We start from the raw sequence: 21,738 nt of genomic DNA on the forward strand, positions 1-21,738 counted from the left end.
GCGACGGACCTCGGGACGCTCTTACACCACGTCTGCGCGCGCCACCAATTACATCATCTAATTTTTGAACAAATGTAGACTTTTGGCACCCATACGTAGCAAAATTGATGTTACTAAATTGGTGACAGTACTCACATTTGGCATTTTTTGACCACAGGGGTTGCCAGCGCCGCGGTTTCGCCCTTTCTGCGCCGAAGCGATACACTGTTATCGTTTGATTTCTTCGCTCAAGGAGGATGCGCATGCCGTGCACAACGATTTTGGTTGGTAAGAACGCGAGCTACGACGGGTCGACGTTGGTTGCCCGCAACGAGGACTCGTCCAACGGGGTGTTTGAGCCCAAGCGTATGCGCGTGGTGCATCCCGACGAGCAGCCGCGCGTCTACACGAGCGTCCTGAGTCACCTGACCGTTGAACTGCCCGATAACCCCATGCGCTACACGAGCGTCCCCGATGTTGTCCCGGGCCACGGCATCTGGGCCGAGGCCGGTTTCAACGAGCTCAATGTGGGCATGTCCGCAACCGAGACGCTCACCACCAACGAGCGCGTTCGCGGCGCCGACCCGCTCGTCGACTACGTGCCCGCCAAGGGCAACGAGGACGAGGACGGCTATGTTCCGGCGCAGCCCGGCGGTCTGGGCGAGGAGGACATGGTGACCCTGGTGCTGCCATATGCCAAATCCGCCCGCGACGGCGTACGCATTCTGGGTGACCTGCTCGAGCGCTATGGCACCTACGAGAACAACGGCATCGCCTTTAGCGACGTGGACGAGATCTGGTGGCTCGAGACCATCGGCGGTCACCACTGGATCGCCAAGCGCGTGCCCGATGACGCCTATGTGACCATGCCCAACCAGCTGGGTATCGACAGCTTTGACCTGGACGACGCCGAGGGCGCCCAGGCCGATCACATGTGCTCCGCCGACCTGCGCGCTTGGATGGCCGAGTGGCATCTGGACTTGACGCTGGGCGTTGAGGGCGACGGTCCGGCCGCGGTCTTTAACCCGCGCGAGGCCTTTGGCTCGCACAGTGACAGCGACCACGTTTACAACACGCCGCGCGCCTGGTACATGCAGCGCTGCCTCAACCCCAGCGATGTGTGGGACGGCCCCGACGCCGACTACACGCCCGAGAGCGACGACATCCCCTGGAGCCGCGTGCCCGAGCGCAAGGTGACCATCGAGGACATCAAGTACGTGCTTTCGAGCCACTACCAGGGCACGGAGTACGACTGCTACGGCAGCAAGGGCACGCCCGCCACGCGCGGCGCTTATCGCCCCATCGGCATCAACCGCAACAGCCAGCTCGCCGTGTTGCAGCTGCGCCCCTATGCGCAGCCGGCCTACCGCGCCGTGCAGTGGATGGCCTTTGGCTCCAACTCGTTTAACGCGCTGGTTCCGCTGTACGCCAACGTCGAGACCATGCCCGAGTACTATGCCGACACGCAGGCTCGCGTGACGTCCGAAAACTTCTACTGGGCCAACCGCCTGATCGGCGCGCTGGCCGACGTCCGCTTCCATGAGTGCGGTCGCGCGGTCGAGGATTATCAGGAGAAGGTCGGTGGCATGGGCCACAAGCAGATCCATGACGTCGATGCTGCCGTAGCCGCTCTGCCTGAGGCCGAGGTACCTGCCGAACTTGCACGCGCCAATGAGGCCTTTGCCGAGCGTGTTCGCGTAGAGACCGATGCTCTACTGGGTAAGGTGCTCTACACCACGAGCTGCGCCATGAAGAACTCTTTCGCGATGAACGACAACGTGAGGTAGGGATTTCCCGTCGATCGAATAGCGCTAAAACGCCTTGTCGCTTTCACTCAATCTTGGGTACAAGAACGCCAATGCAGTTGTTTGTGATTGGAGACAACCATGGTTATGAAACTCGATCAGCTTGTTAACGGTGCCATCAACGTGGGCTTCGGCGCCGCCGCCGTTGCCGTCGAGGGCAGCAAGAAAGTTCTCGACGACCTCAGTACCAAGGGCGAGCAGGTCCGCAAGGATGCCGGCACCCCCGATATCGCCCGCAGTGTGTCCGACATGTTCGAGCAGGCCGGTGGCACCATCTCCGACCTGACCGAGCGCCTGGGCATGCAGGGTGAGACTGCGGCACAGCGAGTGCTCGACGAGCTCATCCTGGCCCGCGTCCGCGTTATGACCGCCCCCGAGCGCACGGCCTTCCTGGCCCATGTGCGCGATATCGTCGATTCGGTCGAGGACAACGTGACCTCGGTGCCCGTCGAGTCTGTTGAGCCCGACGACGCAGGGGACGCCGAAGAGGCCGAGTAGTAGCGCAGATGGCAGATTCCACCACCGATTACAACAATCAAGATCCCTTGTGTGACGAGGCGGCGGTTGTCGACGAGGTCGATGCCGCCGTCTCGGGCGCTCGCAAGAAGCCGCGCGCTGTCGATATGGTCCCCGAGGAGCCCGACGCGATGGCGCCGGACGAGGAATACCAGCTCACGCCGGCGGGCCGCCGCGAACGCATCGGTCAGATCGTTCGCCTGATCAAAAAGTATCGCGTGTGGGATAACCTCACGCCGGTGCGCCTGCGTCGTCTGCTCGAAGAGCTCGGCCCCATGTTCGTCAAGATGGGGCAGATCCTGGCTAACCGCTCCGAGATTCTGCCGCAACGCTTTTGCGACGAGCTGCGTCGTCTGCGCTCCGATGTGGAGCCGGTGCCGTACGAGGTCGTACTCAGTTGTCTGGAAGAAGAATACGGCCTGCGCCTGGGGGAGATGTTCGATGCGATCGACCCCAATCCGCTTGGTAGCGCATCGCTCGCGCAGGTGCACCGCGCTCGTCTGGTGACGGGCGAGGACGTGGCCGTCAAGGTGCAGCGCCCCGGTGCGCAGCAGGTTATGGCACAGGACATCGATATCATCCGCTCGGTGGTGCGTATCGTTTCCAAGTTCGTCAACACCGATCAATTCGTTGACCTGCACGGCGTAGTCGAGGAGTTGTGGACCTCGTTTCGCGAGGAGACCAACTTTTTGGCCGAGGCCAAAAACCTCAACGACTTCTACGAGTTCCATAAGAGCGTTCATGGCGTGACGTGCCCTAAATCCTATCTGGACCTGTGCACCGAGCACGTGGTGGTTATGGACTACGTCGACGGCATTTCGATCGCCGATCCTGAACGCTTGGTGGCCGAGGGCTATGACTTGGAAAAGATCGGTGCCGCAATCGTCGAGGATTACTCGACGCAGGTGCTCGATGACGGCTTTTTCCATGCCGACCCGCATGCGGGAAACATTATTCTCAAGGACGGCATCGTTTACTTTATCGACTTGGGCATGGTCGGACGCATGTCGAGTCACGATCGCGGTATCGTCAAGGACATGATTTTCGCCGTGGCCGAGGGTGACGTGCCCAAGCTCAAGGATTCGCTCATGCGCTTCGCCGTGACGCGTGGCGACTCGGCTGAGCTCGATCATTCGGCCTTTTTGTCCGATTTGGACTTTATCGTGGCTGACTTTGCGGGCCTTGACCTGAAGGATCTGGATATCGGCGAGTTTTTGACCTCGCTGTTAAACCTGGCGCGCAAAAACGACGTTGAACTGCCGAGCGTGGTAACGATGTTCGCCCGCGGCATGGTGACGCTCGAGGGCCTGCTGACTGAGTATATGCCCAACGTCAATATGATCCAGATCATCCAGACGCACATCAAAAACGAAAAAAGCAACTTTGCGCGCGTGCGCGACATGGGACGCGATCTTGCCGCGAGCAGCTATCGCGCGGCAAAAGGCTCGCTCGAGGCGGCCGAGTATCTTGGCCTGGCTTCGCGCATGCTCACGCGCGGCCAGCTTAAGGTGAACACGCAGATCATGAGCAGCGATAAGGCGCTGCGACAGCTGGGCGGAATTATCGACCGTATGTCGATGGCAATTGTGATTGCTGGCCTGTTTATCGGTTCGTCGGTGGTGTACTACGCGCGCATCGAGCCGGTTGTGTTTGGTATCCCAGTCATTGGCTTTATGGGCTACGTGAGCGCGCTGGTGCTGGCGCTTATGCTGGGCCGCAATATCTGGCTCAACAGTCACGGCGGCAAGCACTAGAGGCCGCGACCGTCACCGCATTTTCCTATCGCAAACAATAGCTTTTACCTTGGGCTTCGCCTGCGTGCGAGGCTCTTTTGCGTGATACCATTTTTACGGTAATAATCGATGGCCTAGATGGTGGTGCGGAGACGCACGAATGCGCGGTTTTCCTGTGCGTTTGGGAGAATCGGGGTGCAAGTCCCCGGCTGTACCAGTAACCGTAATTCCTCTTGGCCCGGGATGGTCGCGCCGCAGATCGGACGGCGCGCCCGGGTCGGTAAGGTTAAGTCGGATCGCCTCCCATCTTGTACGCGGCCGCGGCGCAAGCCGCCGGTACGCGTTGGGCTCTGGAGGGAAGGGGGACCCCGATGGGGGTACTCGAGCGCAATGTGCGCGATGACGTGGGGCAGCCGCTGGGCAATGCTCCAAGTGCAGACAGTAGGAGACAAATGGATATGTTTGAGGACGAGTGCCAGCGCGCCTCGTGGCGTCCGTATGGAGCGATTGCCCGTGGCGTAGCCAAGCGCTGCCTGGTGGCATTTCTGGCCTTCGCGATGGCCTTTGGCACCACACCGGCTCAGCTGTGGGCCGAGGGCGCCGAGGGCATTGCCGGGGCTGTGGCTCAGGCTGCGACACCGAGTGAGGGCACGGGGGCCGCGGATGGTGCTGCCGACCAGGGTAAGGCCGAGGTTTCGGATTCCGAGGGCGCGCCTGCAGCTAGTGCCGCCACTACAGAGGCGGCAACTGGCGACGAAGGCTCGGCGACGGGGGAGAGCCCTGCCACGAGCGTGCAGTCTTCGACGGCATCCGCTGGCCAAGCAGGATCTGCCGCCGCGACTGCCGTCCAGACAGAGAACCCGACAGAAACCGGCGATGTCGCCAAGAAGCAAGTCGAGGTCTCGTTCTCGATTGTCGGCACCGATGCCGACGGCAAGGCTCAGACCTGGGTGGCGCCTACGCAGCTCAAGCTCGACGAGGGCGCGACGGCTGCGGATGCCTTCATTAAGCTGCAGGAGAAGACGGGCTTCAAGGCGAAGTACGAACCGAACACGGCATACGGTTTCTACCTCGAAAGCATCACGTCCCCGAGCGATGGTCGCACGCTTGCCTTCGATCCGGCGACTTATGCCTACTGGCAGCTGTTTGTCGACGGCGCGTCTTCCTCGGTTGGCGCGAGCGGCGTCAAGCTCACCCAGGGGCAGAAGATTGAGTTTGCCTATACGGCTGGTAGCTCGTCCCCTGTCGTTAAGGACCAGGTTGCCGCAAATGTGACCGTCATTGGTCGCGATGCCCAGGGCAAGACTCAGACTTGGGTCGATAACGCGCAGTATGTGGTGACGTCCGGCTCGAACGCACTTGACCTTACAAAGGTCGCGCTCGAGGCGAATGACATCGATGCCGTTGTTGCGGGCTCCTTTATTCTGAGCCTTAAGTACAACGGCGTTGAGCTGGGTAAGCTGCTCGATTATTCGACCTATTGGCAGCTGTTCATCAACGGCAAGTCGAGCGACTGCACGGCAGACAATGTCACCATTCATGCTGGCGATACCGTTACGTGGTTCTACGGTGGCTGGGGCGACCAGTTGCCCTCCGATTCTGTCCATGCTTCCGTTCAGGTCCTCGGTAAGGACAAGGACGGCAAGCAGCAGGTTTGGGCTTCGACGGGTCAGATGAGTCTCAAGGCGGGCTCTACTGCCAAGGATCTGCTGGAGCAGACTGGTCTTGATCTCGTTGCTAGTGAAGAGTCTTGGGGCTGGTGCCTCAGCGGCATTAAATCGCCGCTTGACGGTAAGACCTATAAGTATGATCCTGCGACCCGCAGTTATTGGCAATTCTATATAAATGGCAAGTCCGCCACGGTCGGTGCCGGCAACTACGAGCTCCAAGAGGGCGACGCCGTCACCTTTATGTATGCTGGCGACAGCGATGCCCTTCCTGGCCAGGTTCTTGGGTCTGTCGATGTTGTCGGCCCCGATGTCAATGGCAACAATACTCGCTGGGGCTCGGCAAGCAACGTTTCTCTGCCCGAAGGCTCTACGGCTCAGAACCTTATTGAGACGGTCCTGAAGGCCAAGGGCGTTACGTACAACGGCTCCCAGAGTGGTGAGTACTGGTTCCTCAATTCCATCAACTCGCCGTTCGATCACAAGCCGTATGCCTGGGATGCTGCGACCAATAAATCTTGGCATCTGTATATCAATGGAGAGCCCTCCTTACTCTGCGCCAACCAGATTACGCTCAAGAGCGGCGATAAGGTTACGCTTGCCTATACCACCGACGATTCGCCCATGCCCGATCCCGACAAGATTGTCGTGGACCCGAGTGCGACGACTCCTGATTGGGATGCCGAGTGGGCCGGCTACGGTAACAGCGGCAACGGTACGTCCGTTACGGACGCCAAGACGCCTGCGCAGGCCGCCGGTCTTAAGTGGGCCTTCGATTGGAAGGCCGAGTCTGGTCAGCAGTATGCCAACTGCAGCGAGCCTGTCATTGCTAACGGTTTTGTGTACATCGCGACCGAGAACGAGCTCATTAAGATCGATTCGTCCACGGGCAAAAAGGTTGCCTCTGCGCCGCTTGCCTCCAAGGTGAGCTATACCTCTCGTCCGATCTATACCAATGGCCTTATCATCGTTCCGCTCAACGGCGGTGCGGTCCAGGCGATTACTGCTGACAAGCTGATCTGCAAGTGGCTGACGCCTGGTTTGACGGACTTGACGCAGAGCTCCTGCACCGTCGTTTCGGACGGCGAGTACGTCTATGTAGGCTCGGTCGATATTTCGTATGACGAGAATTACAACGCGACCTACGGCAACGGCTCCTTTGCGCGCATTAAGATTGCCACGGGCGAAGTTTCTTGGCAGAACATCGACCCTGCCGAGGGCTATTACTGGACTGGTGCGGCTTTGACGGATAAGTATGCCATCGTTCCTACGAGCGCGGGTACGCTTAAGTGCATTGATAAGACGACGGGCGATGTCGTTTCGACCATGAAGCTCGGCGCTGTCGCAAATGCCGATTGCATTGCCGATCCGTCCAATGGTTCGACCTTCTATCAGATGACGCACGACGGAAAGCTCCATGTGATTTCGCTTTCGGCGAAGGGCGTGTTGAGTGAACAGAAGACGGTTGATCTGGGCCTTACGAATAACATGAGCGCTCCGGCGGTGGCTGGCGAAAACTTGATTGTCGGCGGACAGACGGCTACTGGCTCTGCTCTGGTTCTCTATAACCTGAAGACGGGTAAGACCACGATGGTCGCTGCTGCCGACGGCAAGGCGCTGCCGGCTGGCCTCAACGGTATTGCTACTACTCCGCTGGTGAGTGTTCAGGACGGCAAGACCTATGTGTACTTCACTGTTAACAGCGCGGATAGCAAGGATTACGTCAACTACTCTGCTGGTGGTGGCGTGTATCGCTATACGCTCGGCGATGCAGAGGCGACGCAGATTTATGATGCGGCTGGCCATTACCAGTACTGTGACTCTCCGGTCATTGTCGATGCATCTGGCAACCTGTACTACATCAATGATTCGGGTACTCTGTTCAAGCTGGGGGCCGTTGAGTCTTGGACGGTTGCCTTTAATTCCAACGGCGGGTCTGCTTGCGACACTAAGTTTGTCGCTACGGCCGATGGCAAGCTGGTCAAGCCGGCCGATCCGACGCGCGATGGCTACACTTTCGACGGTTGGTATACCGATGAGACTTGCACGCAGGCGTATGACTTCAGTATGCCGGTGACGGCCGATCTGACGCTGTATGCCAAGTGGACCAAGAATGCTGTTAACCCTGGCGGCAATGGTGGTTCTGGCACTAATGGTGGCAACGGTGGCGCTGGCAACGGTTCCGGTGCTGGCATGGGCACGGGTTCCGGCTCCGGCACGAAGGGCCAGCAGGCCGGCGGCGCTATCGCCCCGGGTCATAAGCCGACGACCAAGACGACGGTGTCGACCAAGACCGAGACCAAGGACAACAAGTCCGACAAGAAGGACACCGATAAGTCCGATAAGAAGGACGAGAAGAAGTCTGACAAGAAGGACGGCAAGTCCGACAAGAAGTCCGATTCCAAGTCCGATACGGGCGCTGCTTCCACGACCACTGCCAAGAAGTCCTCTGATGCTTCCGAGCAGGAGACTGGCACCAATCCGCTCGCCATCGTTGGCGTTGCCGCCGGCGTCATCGGTCTCGCCATCGTCGGCGTGTTCGTGTTCACCAAACGTCGGTAGGTGAGGGCTGTGTCCAATAAATCCAAGGACGCTGACCCCAAGCAACCAGATTCATCGTTCATTCAGTTCGACGATGCAAAGCAACAGGGCGCCGCTTCGGCGGCGTCCGCCCCTCGTCGCAAGGCGCTCCTTGGCGTTCTGACTGCTGCGTGCACCATTCTGATCGTCGTCTCGCTGGGCTTCGTCCATCCTTCCACAAGCGGTGCCTGGTCCATCGACTGGATCATTCAGACCGTGACGGGGGAGAGCGTCGTCACCAAGGACACCAAGGCGTCTGGCTCGACTACGACTTCGGTCGAGGCCAGTTCCAAGGATTCCAAGTCATCGAATGACGCAAAAGACGAGTCCAAGGACGATTCCGAGTCTTCAAACAAGGAATCGGATAAGAGCTCGGATAGCAAGAAGTCCGATGGTCAGGACGGCAAGAAGTCTGGAGATAAATCCGCTGCCCAGAATAGGGGAGCCGGCGATACTTCCAATGTGTCTGGCGGTGCTTCTTCGGGCGGCGGCCAGTCGTCTGATGGAGCCTCCAGCTCTAATGGCGGAAGCGCTCCCTCGGGCGGACAGGGCGGCTCGCAGGAGTCCAGCTACGTAACGGTGACGGTTTCGGTCACATCGAGCGCTGTGGGCAATCCTGTGTCTTCTGGTGGCACCTTTACCTTTAACGAAGGCGCTACCGTCTACGATGCCCTGTGCGCGTTGGGCCTTTCTGTCAACGCACACGGCTCATCGTTCGGCACGTATGTCTCCGCGATTGGTGGTTTGGCCGAGAAACAGTACGGCGGCACGAGCGGCTGGATGTACTCCGTCAACGGCACAACGCCTATGACGGCCTGCAGCAACTACGTTCTCTCCAACGGCGACAACGTGGTCTGGTATTACGTTACAGGCTAAAGACCTCGACATAGTGCGCCAGACGGGCGGTTCGGACAAACATCCGGGCCGCCCGTCTTTATGCGAATGGGACGCCGTGGCCCGCCTCACATGCCTTCCTCGGCAGGCTCTGCAAACAAAAAACCGGCTGGAACGAGAATTCCAACCGGCTATACATTCAAGCAAATGTCGAATCGACTACGACTGCGCACCCTCGAGGAAGAGGCGGCGGCTAAAGTAGTTGTACCAGGTGACCAGGAACGTTGCGATTGCCTTCATGGCCTGGTAGCCGATGCTCAAAAACGTGACGCCCACAAACATGTACAGGTCGTTAAGGCCCAAGCCGATCACGGACAGGATGGTGAAGATCGTGAACTCGCGCTTGCGGCTCATGCCCTCGCGGTGGTCGAACACGTACTTCATGCTGAGCCAGTAGTTGACCACGACGGACGTGATAAACGAGAGTGTGGTACTCATCAAAAAGTCGAGGTGGAACAGCTCGACGAGCGCAATGAGCATGCCCCAGTCGATGCCAAAGGAGATAAGACCCACGACAGCGAACTTGAGGAACTGCTTGGTATGAGGTTGTGCCAGTGCCTTGCGCACGTAATCACATCCAATGCGTTGATGAATCGAGCAAAGAGTTACTTTAGAGCTTTTGCATGGGAAACGTAAGGTCTTTGGCAAGAACTATACGAACTCGCCAAATATTCAAGAGCTAATCCGCAAGCGTTGTAAATTTGCCCGTAAACGAGCGAGACCCACGAACAACGCTGCACTCGACGAGCGTCATCCGTGGGTCCCGTAGTGCAACGAGGAGGCCGAGCTACTTGGTCTCCTCGCCCTCCAGGAAGATCTTTCGGGTCACAAAGTTGTAGACCATGACCAGCGCGGTAGCGCAAATCTTGGCGATATTGGCCTCGAGGCCCAGACCGGCGTTGAGGGCCAGCACGATGCCGTCGTTGAGTGCCAAGCCAATAACGGACAGCACGACAAAGATGATGAACTCGCGGCGGCGACTCATGCCCTCCTTGTGCGCAAACACATACTTCATGCTCGCGACATAGTTAAAGATGAGCGAGACGATAAAGCCGCTGGTATTGGCAATCAGGATGTTAAGGCCCAGACCGTAGTGGAGCAGATTCATGATGCCAAAGTCGATGACCGTGGCGACAACGCCGACGACGCCAAACTTCATGATCTGCGCAAGGAGCTTTTGCATGGTACCTGCCTTAGGGTGGCGCCGCAGCGCCGTGGGGATGACAAACCAAGCAAGTTTAGCCAATCCCCACGAGTGGAGCTAGGCACGCTCCTCGATAGCACCGTTTCTATATGCATCGAGCAGCTGACGCAGGTCCTGGATTTGGCTGCGAATCTTGGCGCCGGTATCGGTATCGCTGACCATGCGGCGGCGGTCGGCCTCGTCAAAGCGGTTGGTCTCGCTTTCGATATCGATGTTGCGGGTGAGCGCCTCGGCAACGGTGGTAAAGGCCCGGTGCGACTTGAGGCGGCATCCTCGCGAGCTCGAGATGAGCGTGTAGCCGGCGATGCCCGTTTTGGGGTGGTAGGCGCGACAGAAACCGCCGTCGATGACCAGCAGCTTACCGTTGGCGCGGATGGGCTGCTCGCCCTTGGTGGTCTTGACCGGGGTGTGGCCGTTGATGATGTGCCCCGTCGGCGAGCACGCCATGGGGGTGACGCCAAACTCGCGCATGATGTCGTCGCAGACCGAGGGCGACTTGGTAAGCGTAAAGTACGGGTCCATCGGCTCGACCCACGTGCTCTTGTCGGCAATGTAGGCGCGCTCGAAGGTGCGCACCACGCGTCCGCTGGCGGGTGAGTTAAAGCCGATCCACAGGTACCACATCCAGTCGAGGGCATCGCGGTCGCCGACGCGCCAGGCGCGGCGGGCGATATGGTCGCAAAAATCAAAATAATCGCGACCGGCGTGCCAGGTACCCAGGCAGTTCATGCTGCTAAAGGTGCCGTCTTCGTTGAGCGGCACGCAGCCGTGGAAGAGCAGATTGCCGTTGGCGACCTTATACATGGAGCCGTGGGTATAGAGGAAATCGATGTGGCGATGTAGGTGATCGGCGGTGACAAACTCGGACACGAGCTTGTCGATGATGTGCTGCTCCTCGGGTGTGAGCGTGTAGGGGTCCGCCGGATCGACGGTGGGGAAGTCGTTGGTCGTGAGCGGCCATACGCTGCCGTCGGCGAGGGTGACCGTGCCGGCGTCGTGATCGACCTTGTCGAGCAGCAGGCGGTCGGCCATGTCGAACTCCGGATGACGCTGGATAATCTGGCCCTCGAGCTTAAAGAGCAGGACGTTGATGGCTTTGATCAGCGGGCTGATGGGCTCGCCGGCGATATAGGTGGCGTCGGCGAAGGCGACAAGCTCGCGCAGCGAGATGCCATAGTCGTTTTCGAGAATCTCGTAGTTGTCGTAGCGCAGGTTGTTGCGCAGCACCGTGGCGATGCAGGCGGGCTCGCCGGCAGCGGCGCCCATCCACAGCAGGTCGTGATTGCCCCACTGGATGTCGAGCGAATGGTAGGTGAGCAGGCGGTCCATAATCTTGGCCGCGCCGCCGCCGCGGTCGAAGATGTCGCCCACCAGGTGCAGGTGGTCGACGGCCAGGCGCTTGATGAGCGAGGCAAGCGACTCGATAAAGTCGTCGGCGCTGGCGGTCTCCAAGATGGATTCGATAATGCGCTCGTGATAACGCACGCGATAGTTGTTCTCGTCTGGATGCGTGTGCAGCAACTCGTCGATGATGTAGGCGTAATCGCGCGGGATGGCCTTACGCACCTTGGAGCGCGTATAGCGGCTCGAAAGCGAGCGGGCAACCACAATGAGTTGGTCGAGCATGGTCTTGTACCAGGTGGGGGAGTCCTCGTGCTGGCTGCGGACCAGCTCGATCTTCTCGCGCGGATAGTAGATGAGCGTGCACAGCTCGCCCTTTTCGTCAAAGGTGAGTGTGTCGCCAAAGATCTCGTCGACATGTTCGCGCACGACGCCCGAGCAGTTGTTGAGGATGTGCATAAAGGCTTCGTACTCGCCGTGCACGTCGCTCATAAAATGCTCGGTGCCTTTGGGCAGGTTGAGAATGGCCGAGAGATTGATGATCTCGGTAAACGCGGATTGCTCGGTGGGAAATTGTCTCGACAGCAGACGCAGATACTTAAAGTCTTGCGGATTGCGATCGAATGCGACCATGAAACACCTTCCAATATGGTTGGTAAAACTGATAAACATCGTCAAACGTTTATCAGTATGCGCCGGCTTTGTTTCGATTTAGCGCCGGTGGCTGAATTGTCGGCTGAACGGTTTGCTAAATCGATTAAGTTGAGGTTGATGTGTCGGTTAAGTGGAGACGAAGGGGATGATTTTGCCCATGTTGGCCCATGGCGGGGATGGGGACGTTGATGATAAAGATATTCAATGCCAATGGTTCGAATTGGTAAATAGTGGACATTTGTATCGTATTTAGGCTTGCTGTGCGATAATTTGCGTAGCAATACTTAAGGAGCCTCATATGAGTGATTTTGTCCTGACCTGTGAATCCGCCGCCGATCGAACCCGTGAGTTCTTTGCGTCGCGCAATATCCCTGTCGTGTGTTTTCATTACGAGATTGATGGTGTTGTCCATACGGACGATCTGTATCAGTCGATTACGCCGGACGAGTTTTTTGCCCAGATTGCCGCGGGCGCCATGCCCAAGACGTCTCAGGTGAGCGTGGGTGAGTATGAGGAGTTTTGGGAGCCGATTGTTGCCGAGGGTAAAGACGTGCTGCACCTGACGTTGTCGTCGGGTATTTCGGGCACGTATGGATCGGCCTGCGTTGCGGCGCAGATGCTCGCGGATCGCTATCCCCAAGGCGGCAAGGTGCGCGTCATCGATTCGCTGGCGGCGTCTTCGGGCTTTGGCCTGTTGCTGGAATATGCCGCCGACGTGCGCGATAGCGGCGCTTCGCTCGACGAGACGGCCGCTTGGATTGAGGAGCATAAACTCAACCTGCACCACTGGTTCTTCTCGACCGATCTGTCGAGCTACCTGCGCGGCGGTCGCATTTCGGCCGCGAGCGCGATCATCGGCACGGCGCTCAAGATTTGCCCGCTCATGACGGTCGATTGCGAAGGTGAGCTGGCGCCGCGTGAGAAGATTCGCACCAAGAAGCGCGCGATTTCCGAGATGGCTAAGACCATGTTGGCACACGTGCAGGACGGTGCGGATTATTCGGGTAAGTGCATCATGTCGCACTCGGCGTGCCGCGAGGATGCCGAGGCAGTTGCGGCGCTGATTGAGGAACAGGTTCCGCAGCTCAAAGGCAAGATTAAGATCAACAATATCGGTGCTCTGATCGGATCGCACACCGGACCTGGTACGGTGGCGCTCTTCTTTATGGGCGACAAGCGCGTGGATTAGCGTTTGTGAGCTGGCTGACGGTTTTAACGGCTGCTTTTGTTCCTCCTGACATTTGATAACAGAAAAAGGCCCGTCCCGTTGTTTGCGGGGCGGGCCTTGCTGTTGCGGCTAGCGTTTCTTTCCGCGGAAGAAGAAGCCGTGCAGCGAGGGCTTGAGTCCACGGTTGGCACGACGCTCCTCGATATGATCGTGGATCGAAGCGACGCGTTCGATGACTTCGTCGGGGATCGGCACGTCGGGATTCATGTTCTCGACCTGGCTGACCTCGGCGGCGGCGACCTGGTCGATAATGGGCACATCGTCGCGCGAGATGACAGGCGTGGCGTCTTCCTTCATCTTGCGGTAGCGCTGCATCATGTCGGTCTGCAGCTGCTGGGCCGAAGGCGGCGTCCAAATGATGGCGTTGGCGCCGGCGGCGATGGTCTCACGGATGCTCTCGGGCGTCTTGCCGCCCGGTGCGATGAGCGGCAGGTTGGGATAGTGCTCGCGCAGCTCGCGCAGGACCTGGGGCGTGTTCTTGCCGGCCGCGATGTTGAGGATCTTGGCTCCGGCGCGCACTTTGGCGTGAGCATCGTCGTCGCAACGTACGACCGTGGCGATGACGGGGATGTCGGCGATGTTGGTGATGTGCTCGATCATTTCGGCAGTGGCAGGGGAGTTGACCACACAGCCCGCCGCGCCCTGCATCTCGGAGACGGCTGCCATCTGTACGGAGCGCTTACCGGTCGTAGTTCCGCCGCCCACGCCTACAAAGACCGGGCACTCGGCAACGGTCAACAACGCCTGCGTAATGGCCGGCTGTGGCGTGAAGGGGTAAACGGCAAAGACGGCATCGGCGTTGGAGTTGCGGATGACCGCGACGTCGGTGGTGTAGATAAGCGACTTGATGCGACGACCGAAGAGCGTAAAGCCGCTGGCCTCCTCGATCTCATCGGGCATGCGGAGAGCCGCCTTGCGCAGACGCCCGTCGATGGGCAGCGGCTCCATGGGCAAAAGGCCGTTGGGAGTTACGGCCACCTGGGGCTCGGTAAATTCGTCTGCAAGTTCGACCTCGGAAAAATCGACCGAGGCGACGATGTCCTCGTGAACCTCGGCGGGAACATCGATGGGGGCTTGGTCGTTTGCCGTGACCGGCGTGTCGAAGGAGCTGGTGCCGACGAAGGCGTCGACGCGCTCGTTTAGGTCGTTGAGGGTATCCATGGATCCTCGATTCTATGCGATGGTGGCCTGCAAGGTGCCGGCAGCGTTGTGCTTGCTAAATCGTTTGACGAGTTGATTTTTCCCCGCCGTGCCATCCGTTAGACCGAAGGGCCGGCGAACGTGAAGGAGCTGTGGTGGCGGGTATTGAGGTGCTATCTTGAAAGTCCCGTTTAAAAGAGAGGTGACGCGGAATGGAATTTACAGCAATGTTGGGCTCGATTGGCCTGTGTGTGGGCGCAATCGTAGCCGCCGCGGTCATCTACTTTGTGGTTACGGCCATTAAAGGCAAAAGAGCCGAGCGCAAGGAACGTGAGACACTTAAGCAGCACCGTGACCAGCAGGACAAGCGCGCACAGAGATAGCTTGTTGAGTTTTGAATCCGTGCGCTAGCTGCGTTTTCGGATCAAGGCGATGTAGAAGCCCTCAAAGTCGCGGCTGGGCGGAATGGTCAGCGTGCCGGGCATACCGTTGGCGATGGACGAGACGTGGCCGGCGGCGATGGCCTCGGTGAGGGCGTTGCTCTCGACGCGTGGCTCTTCGCCAGCTTCCTGGGCGCGGCGCTTTTCACTTTCGCTCGGCGTGCCATCGAGGGGGATAAGCTCGCAGTCCATGTGCTTGTCGAGGGCCTCTTGCAAGGCGTCCTCGTTTTCCTGCGGCAAGATCGAACAAGTCGAATAGACGAGCGTGCCGCCCGGTTTGAGGGCTCCCATGGCGCGATCCAGAAGTGCTCGCTGCGAGCGGGCGCACTTGCCGAGCAACTGCTCGGTGAGGCCGCGCAGACTCTTCTCGTTGCCGCTGATGACGGTGCCCGTACCGGTGCAGGGGGCGTCGAGCAGGATGCGGTCAAAGCGGAAGAACTCGTCGAGCTCGCGTGCGTCAATACGCATGACGGGCACGTTTTTGGCGCCCTGGCGGTGGAGGTTAGCTTCGAGCTTCTCGGCGCGGGGAATGCTCATCTCGCAGGCCGTGAGGTGTGCCTGGCCCTGGGTGAGGGCGGCGATCTGCGTCGTCTTGCCACCGGGGGCCGCGCACATGTCCAGGATGTCCTCGCCGGCCTGGGCGCCCAAGACCAACGGCGGCATCATGGACGACAGACTTTGCAAGTAGATCTTGCCGTCGCGGTAGATGTCGAGGTCCCACAGGTCGGAAACCTGGGCCTCGGGCAGGATGGAAGCGTCCGGGTACCATGCGACGGGGCGGTGGGCGATGCCGGCGGCATCGAGCGCCGAGGCGATGTCCTCGGCGGTTGCCTTGAGCGTGTTGGCGCGCAGCGTGACCGGGCGTGTGGCCGCGGCGCCGAAGCCCTCGATCATAAGCTCGGCATCGGCGGGCGCATAGGCGCCGGCGACCGTGTCGACCATAAAGCGCGGCAGGTCGGCGGCGCAGGGAAGGGCGGCAAGCTGGTCGGAAAGCTCGGTGGCGGCAAACTGCCTGAGCTTGAGCTCGGCCTTGACCTGCTTTTTCTGCTTACGACGACGCGACTTGGACATCCGTCTTTCCTTCCCATTCCATTACATGTCGAGTGTTTAGTACTGGCTCTCGTGCTTGCTAAAGAAGTCGAAGCGCGGGGGCAGCGGCTTCACGCGGTGCTCGCCGGGCTTCTCGCCCAGGATCTCCACGAACTCGTCCGTGGAGGCAAAGATGTTATCCCAGCTAAAGAAAGCGACCGGGTCGACGTCGAAGTACTCGCAGATGAGCTCGCAGCCGGCCGGCACAATACCGTGCATCAGGACGGTCGCCACGCGCAGCTCGGTAAAGGCGTCGACAAGGGCCTGCGTCATCGCGGCGTTTGCCTCGTTACCCTCGAGCTTGTTGGCGGCCTTGGAAGCGTCGCTCCAGCGCTTGTTGGCGGCGCGCAGGTAGTCGTCGCACACGGCAAGCGCGCGGTGCGTCTCGAACTTGTACATGGCCTGCTCAAAGGCGAGGGCTGCCTGCTGGGCGGCTTCGACCACGGTGTCAGAAGCGGCACCGGCGGGGATGCAGCCGTTGCGGTAGGGGCTCTCGTCGCCTTCCTTGACGGCGACGCCGTAGAAGCAGCTGCGGGCCAGACGGTTGAACACGCCGGTCAGCAGCGCGCTCTCCTTAAGGGCCGGGTCGATAACGCGCTTGTCGTCGCAGGCGCGTACCTCGTTGCCGTCCTTGTCCTTGCCGGTCACACGCGTGTCGTATGCCTTGGGGCTAAAGCTCACCGGCTTTTCGGATAGGCCGAGCGACAGCCAGTGCGCGCGCATCTGCTCGCAGGTGTAGTGGTTGAGCAGGTCGTCTGCCGGCGGGGGAGGCGTCTGCGAGGACGAGCTGGCCTTTTTGCCCATGTAGAGCAGGTGGTAGCAGGCGCTGACGGTGCTCTGCGTGAGGTCCCAGCCCAGGGCCTCCCACATGGCGGTCTGCGCGATGCAGTAGAAATAGATGTTGTCCTGACCGATGAACTGGTAAATCTGAGCGTCGTCAGAGCACCACCAGTCGCGCCAGTCGAGCGAGCTGTGCTGGTAGGTGGGTGCGGGCACCTGCGTGGAGTCGGCGGCGGGCTCGCCCATGAGGGCGGCATCCTGGGCGGCGACGCCCTCGGTCACGCCGGCGGCCTTGGCATCGCGCGCGAGCACGGTACGCGTATAGCTGATGGGCGCCCACAGGCTCTCGGGCCAGCACCAGCAGGTGACGTCGGAGACGCCATCGACCTCGGGCACCGGAACGCCCCAGTCGATGTTGCCGGTGATGCGGAAGGGCACGAGTGCCTTGCCGCTGCGGAAGCGCACGCCACCGTTGGCGAGCACCGCGTGGGCGTCGTCGCGCTCCTTCCAGCTGGGGAAGGTGACGGTAAAGCTGCTCTTGTTGCCCTCGGGCTCCAGCACGGTGTGCTCGGGGAGCTGGTCCTCGACGGCATCGAAGGCCTCGCGGAACTTGTTCTGGATGTAGAGCTGAGCCGGCAGCAGCCACTCCTCCATGGTCTTGGAGACCACGGAGCGAACCTGCGGGTTCTGGGCGAGCTTGGCGGTGTAGGTCTTCATAAAGTCGAGGTAGGCCGGCAGATCAAAGTAGAGATTGTCGACCGGGCGCAGCTCGGGCACCTCGCCGGTGAGCTGGCTCTTGGGCGCGATGAGCTCCTCGGGCTCAAACTGGTGGCCCAGATCGCACTCGTCGGCATAAGCCTTCTCGGACTTGCAGCCCTGGATGGGGCAGCGGCCGATGACCTGGCGGCCGTTGAGGAACGTGCCGGCCTTGGCATCGTAGAACTGCAGCGTGGAGCGCTTGGAGATGGTGCCCTGCTCGTGCAGGCGCTCGATAATTTCGGCAGTCACCTCGTTGTGGATCTGGGCCGCCGGCTCAAGGCCCGAGCCGCCGTAGATGTCGCAGCTGATGTTGTAGTTGTTGAGGGTCGCGGCCTGGCGGGAGTGATTGGACTCGACATACTCGCCGATGGACTTATCGTAGCCTTCGTTCTCCTTGAGCTTGCGGTAGCTCTCCATGATGGGCGAGCCGTAGCAGTCAGTGCCCGAGGTGAAGATGACGTTCTCGCGGCCCAGGCGGTCGCGAAGGAAGCGGGCGAAGAAGTCGGCCGGGACAAAGACGCCGCCGACGTGGCCAAAGTGAAGGCCCTTGTTGCCGTAGGGCTCGCCGGCGGTAACGATGGCGCGGCGAGGCCAGCTGGGACGGTCGTTCATGGAGTATTTGGATGCCATGGGACTCCTTCGCATATGGTGAGAGCGCGGCCGGGCGCAAGGCCTGGCGACGCGGTGGTCAATTCGTGCATATCGTTCGACATTATCGCACATGCGGACGGGTACGTGGCAGGGGCGCTATCCTAAGATGCTATGAATGAGATTTCCAACATACATGCGTTTGAGGACGAGGATTTTCTACACGCCTGCTTTGTGTGGGGGATGGCCGTGATCGCGGTGTTTGCCGTGTGCCTGGTGCCGATGTTTATGCTGCTGGGCGGGCCTGCGGACTTGGACGCGGCTGAGGCGGGCGGCTGGATGGCTGTCGTGGGCTGGATAGTCGGCTTGACTGCGGTCTCAATGGCGTCGTTTGCCGTGCACGAGCTGGTACATGCGGTGTTTTTTAAGCTGCTGGCTCCTGCGGGCGCGCGCGTGACCTTTGGGGCGAACCTCGAGACGGCGATGATCTATGCCTGCGCCGAGGGCGTTGTGTATTCGCGCCGGCGGTACATGGCGGTTTGCCTGGCGCCGACGGTTGTTGTGACGACAGCATTTGCCCTGGGGTTTGCGTTCTCGGACTATCCGCTGCTGTGCTACCTGGCGGCTGGTCAGCACTTGTCGGGCTGCGTGGGCGATTGGTATTACGTGCGGACCATCCTGCGCGACCGCCGCATTGTCGCCTGCGAGGATACGTCCTTTGGCGTGCGCTTTTTTGGGTGAGGAGATGTCGATGAAGTCGTTGTTGCTGCATGCGTGCTGCGCACCATGCTCGCTTGAGCCGGTTCGCCTGCTGCGCGAGGAGGGGTTTGAGCCCACGATTTGCTGGACCAACCCTAATATTCAACCTCACGATGAATGGCAGCGGCGTTTGGACGAGCTGCGCCGGTGGTGTGCCGATGGCGACATCGAGCTCATCGAGGCCGGGGAGGACCGCGAACGCTGGGAGGCCGGCGTGGCCCCGCTGGGTGCCGATCGTCCCCGTCGCTGTCGCGCGTGCTATGCCTTGCGCTTGGCCGAGGCATGCCGCGTTGCCCAGGAGCGCGGGTTTGAATACGTGGGCACGACGCTCGCCGTCTCGCCGTATCAGCTGTTCGAGACCTGTAATGACGTGCTTGAGCGCTTGGCAGCGGCACATGGGCTCACTCCGGTGATTCGCGATTTTCGCCCGTATTATCCCGAGGCCACGCGCCGTTCGCGCGAACTGGGCATGTATCGACAGAACTACTGCGGCTGCCGCTTTTCTGCTGTCGAGGCGGCCATGGACCGCGCCCGCATCCGCGACGAGCGCAAGGCTGCCAAAAAGTAGTTCATTTGGGCTGGGACTTTGAACTGTCTGTGCGGTACGGTCGTTTTTGGGAAAGTCGATTTAATTAAGCGTGTGATCGTGGCTCGCTTGATACCAAACGACGACTCCTATGATTCTAATCCTCCGTTTGTTAAACATCAGATCCGGACTTGCTGTTGCATATGAATGGGACGACAGCACAATCATGTCGTTTCCTTCTGCAAATCGCCTAATTACCGGTGTTTTACCGTCTGCGAGCGCCAATACAGCGCAGCCGTTCCAAGGCTTTGCGGTGGTATCGACAAGTAGTAAGCTGCCGGGAGGGTAAATGCGGGACATTTCGTCGCCTTTGATTTTAACGAAAACGCTATGTGGGTGACGTTCGGCTACGTCTACAGGCGCGCAAGCATTTTGTTGGCCGTGCGTGATGCGGCGCTTTTGCGATTCGATATCGATGACGGGAAATGCGCCCTCCATTTCGTGGATAGCAGGGTCTTCGTCGGTGACGATTCTTTTATTTGCGAGCTTTACGGCCAAACCGTTTTCCTCGCCAACAAGTTCATCGCGGGTGCAACCGAAGAGCGCTTGTAACTTTTCAATATAGCGCTCACGGGGGGCATACCGACTTTTTTCCCAACGACAAACGGTCTCTTTAGATACCCCCAACATCTCTGCAAGTTGCGCCTGACCAAGATGCTCCATGGTGCGGAGTTTACGAATATTTGCCCCGAAGCCCATGGCTATAGATCCTCTCGCCACAGAGGGAGGCATAGACAGTTTGTGCCACCATAGCCTTTGGTGAGCTCGTCAATGGATAGCGGGAATAATTCCATTCCTGCTTTCTCAAGCGCTTCGTTGGTCCAAACGTTTTCTTCATATACGCATAGTTTTCCTGGCGAGAGCGCAAGGATAGACGTTGCGTTGTTCCGGCGTTCTCTTTCGTAGGCGGTTTGATTCCCGCCTCCGCAGTCAATCACTTTTATTGGTTCGCAACAGGCTGCAGAGAGTATTTCCGGAATCGTGCGATCGATAGGAGTGATCGTAAGGCCCCTTCCGGATCGTTTTAGTTGAATGCTGTATGCATCAACGGCATTGCATATCTCACGATCGATGAGGAACGCGTCGTGATCAATTCTACTTATGAACGTATCGAGGTGGATACGCAGCCCGTCAGAGGGGACTCGAATCGCAATTAGCTCGGTGGTCTGGAATTTATTTGAGGTCAGGAGCTCTTTGGCAAGTGACTCGACGGCGGCGGGTTCAGTTCGGTCAGAGATTCCAACTAATATTGTCTTAGCACTGATAACAATAATGTCTCCGCCTTCTATATGGTAGCTACTCCTGTTCAAATCACATATTGGAGTTTCTCCCATGATCTTGTGGTGGGTGAATATCTGCCGGTATAAGGCGACCTCACGATCACGCTCAGGCCAATACATATGATTTAGGATGATGCCGTCTCCGACTACCACAGCAGGATCACGAGTGAAAAAAAGCGTGTTGAGGGGATTGACCAAGAGCGAGGCGGGATCAAATTGCTCGTGCACGAGCGCCCGTAGTGTTTCCGACTGGTTTGAACATAGCTCAGTGTCTCCAAAGCGAATGCCGTTAAGTACTATATTCACCAATTCCTGGGTGTTCTTAGCGTTCTCAAACAGCTGGGTTATTGTCTCGAGGAACTCTCTGCCTGTTGCCCCGCTGCAACGGAGGTAGTCATCAATAAAATATTTAAGTGATTGGGGCTCAGTTTCAAGTGAGTCTTCGAGAAGGTCCCTAATTTCAATGGTTTCTACGCCATGCTTCTCAAGCAATTGAACCATGGAATCGTGCTCATACATTGCTTTGTCGAGGTCAAAACGACCGCTCCATTTTCGCAGGGAGAAAACTTGGCTGAAGTCGGCATCAGGGTAGTTTTGTGTTTCAGCTCCTGGTCGATGGACAAGTACGGCTTTTAAATGACCGATTTCATTTGTTATGTGTATGCCTTGCATGTCTGTCTCCTGTCCTGCTGGTTTTTATATAAGGCTAAGGCAGG

At 59.0% G+C, this 21,738-nt stretch carries 17 protein-coding genes; 9 read left to right on the forward strand and 8 right to left on the reverse strand.

Annotated elements, in window-relative coordinates; all coding sequences use genetic code 11:
* Window positions 1-242 precede the first annotated feature (242 nt).
* The 5 genes from DW171_RS08900 to DW171_RS08920 all read left to right on the forward strand — a co-directional run bounded on the left by DW171_RS08900 (window position 243) and on the right by DW171_RS08920 (window position 9,156).
* Window positions 243-1,766 (forward strand): C69 family dipeptidase, encoded by a 1,524-nt coding sequence (locus tag DW171_RS08900; protein ID WP_118270988.1) that lies wholly within the window; start codon window positions 243-245, stop codon window positions 1,764-1,766.
* Window positions 1,767-1,865: 99 nt separating this feature from the next.
* The gene (locus tag DW171_RS08905) at window positions 1,866-2,282 is read left to right on the forward strand and encodes a hypothetical protein (RefSeq protein WP_118270989.1); all 417 of its coding nucleotides are present in this window, start codon (window positions 1,866-1,868) and stop codon (window positions 2,280-2,282) included.
* A gap of 8 nt (window positions 2,283-2,290) precedes the next feature.
* Window positions 2,291-4,054, forward strand: a complete 1,764-nt coding sequence (locus DW171_RS08910) for an AarF/ABC1/UbiB kinase family protein (protein ID WP_118270990.1) — start codon at window positions 2,291-2,293, stop codon at window positions 4,052-4,054.
* 431 nt (window positions 4,055-4,485) lie between these two features.
* A complete protein-coding gene (locus DW171_RS08915) occupies window positions 4,486-8,262 on the forward strand; it encodes a DUF4430 domain-containing protein (protein WP_158571044.1) in 3,777 nt (1,258 codons plus the stop codon).
* A 9-nt stretch (window positions 8,263-8,271) separates the two neighbouring features.
* Entirely contained in the window at window positions 8,272-9,156 is an 885-nt protein-coding gene (locus tag DW171_RS08920; RefSeq protein ID WP_233539146.1) for a DUF4430 domain-containing protein, read from the forward strand.
* Window positions 9,157-9,333: 177 nt separating this feature from the next.
* Here the strand turns inward: DW171_RS08920 and DW171_RS08925 are convergent, their stop codons facing one another.
* From DW171_RS08925 to DW171_RS08935, 3 genes are all read right to left on the reverse strand, one after another.
* Window positions 9,334-9,741 (reverse strand): GtrA family protein, encoded by a 408-nt coding sequence (locus DW171_RS08925; protein ID WP_118270992.1) that lies wholly within the window; start codon window positions 9,739-9,741, stop codon window positions 9,334-9,336.
* A gap of 220 nt (window positions 9,742-9,961) precedes the next feature.
* Window positions 9,962-10,357, reverse strand: coding sequence for a GtrA family protein (locus DW171_RS08930; RefSeq protein ID WP_117655839.1), 396 nt, complete (start codon window positions 10,355-10,357; stop codon window positions 9,962-9,964).
* 78 nt (window positions 10,358-10,435) lie between these two features.
* Window positions 10,436-12,352, reverse strand: coding sequence for a fructose-1,6-bisphosphatase (locus tag DW171_RS08935; RefSeq protein ID WP_118270993.1), 1,917 nt, complete (start codon window positions 12,350-12,352; stop codon window positions 10,436-10,438).
* Between the two features lie 319 nt (window positions 12,353-12,671).
* On the opposite strand from DW171_RS08935, the gene DW171_RS08940 reads away from it, so the two are divergent.
* Complete coding sequence (locus DW171_RS08940) at window positions 12,672-13,562, forward strand: DegV family protein (protein WP_118270994.1); 891 nt, start codon at window positions 12,672-12,674, stop codon at window positions 13,560-13,562.
* 108 nt (window positions 13,563-13,670) lie between these two features.
* Here the strand turns inward: DW171_RS08940 and DW171_RS08945 are convergent, their stop codons facing one another.
* Window positions 13,671-14,762 (reverse strand): hypothetical protein, encoded by a 1,092-nt coding sequence (locus tag DW171_RS08945; protein WP_118270995.1) that lies wholly within the window; start codon window positions 14,760-14,762, stop codon window positions 13,671-13,673.
* A 191-nt stretch (window positions 14,763-14,953) separates the two neighbouring features.
* Here DW171_RS08945 and DW171_RS10195 point away from each other — a divergent pair, with 191 nt between their 5' ends.
* Window positions 14,954-15,124, forward strand: a complete 171-nt coding sequence (locus tag DW171_RS10195; RefSeq protein WP_158571045.1) for a hypothetical protein — start codon at window positions 14,954-14,956, stop codon at window positions 15,122-15,124.
* 24 nt (window positions 15,125-15,148) lie between these two features.
* Here the strand turns inward: DW171_RS10195 and DW171_RS08950 are convergent, their stop codons facing one another.
* Together DW171_RS08950 and DW171_RS08955 are read right to left on the reverse strand one after the other, a co-directional pair.
* Complete coding sequence (locus DW171_RS08950; protein WP_118270996.1) at window positions 15,149-16,252, reverse strand: RsmB/NOP family class I SAM-dependent RNA methyltransferase; 1,104 nt, start codon at window positions 16,250-16,252, stop codon at window positions 15,149-15,151.
* A gap of 36 nt (window positions 16,253-16,288) precedes the next feature.
* Window positions 16,289-18,439, reverse strand: a complete 2,151-nt coding sequence (locus tag DW171_RS08955; protein ID WP_055250885.1) for a methionine--tRNA ligase — start codon at window positions 18,437-18,439, stop codon at window positions 16,289-16,291.
* Window positions 18,440-18,571: 132 nt separating this feature from the next.
* Here DW171_RS08955 and DW171_RS08960 point away from each other — a divergent pair, with 132 nt between their 5' ends.
* Window positions 18,572-19,138: a DUF3267 domain-containing protein gene (locus DW171_RS08960; RefSeq protein WP_118270997.1), complete on the forward strand. Its 567-nt coding sequence runs from the start codon at window positions 18,572-18,574 to the stop codon at window positions 19,136-19,138.
* 10 nt (window positions 19,139-19,148) lie between these two features.
* Window positions 19,149-19,724, forward strand: a complete 576-nt coding sequence (locus DW171_RS08965) for an epoxyqueuosine reductase QueH (RefSeq protein ID WP_118270998.1) — start codon at window positions 19,149-19,151, stop codon at window positions 19,722-19,724.
* A gap of 60 nt (window positions 19,725-19,784) precedes the next feature.
* Here the strand turns inward: DW171_RS08965 and DW171_RS08970 are convergent, their stop codons facing one another.
* Complete coding sequence (locus DW171_RS08970; RefSeq protein ID WP_158571046.1) at window positions 19,785-20,441, reverse strand: XRE family transcriptional regulator; 657 nt, start codon at window positions 20,439-20,441, stop codon at window positions 19,785-19,787.
* Window positions 20,442-20,443: 2 nt separating this feature from the next.
* On the reverse strand, window positions 20,444-21,694 hold the full coding sequence (locus tag DW171_RS08975; protein ID WP_118271000.1) for an arginine deiminase family protein: 1,251 nt from the start codon (window positions 21,692-21,694) through the stop codon (window positions 20,444-20,446).
* Between the last annotated feature and the right edge of the window lie 44 nt (window positions 21,695-21,738).

The organism is Collinsella sp. AM15-2 (genome assembly GCF_003471985.1).
Taxonomy (GTDB): domain Bacteria; phylum Actinomycetota; class Coriobacteriia; order Coriobacteriales; family Coriobacteriaceae; genus Collinsella.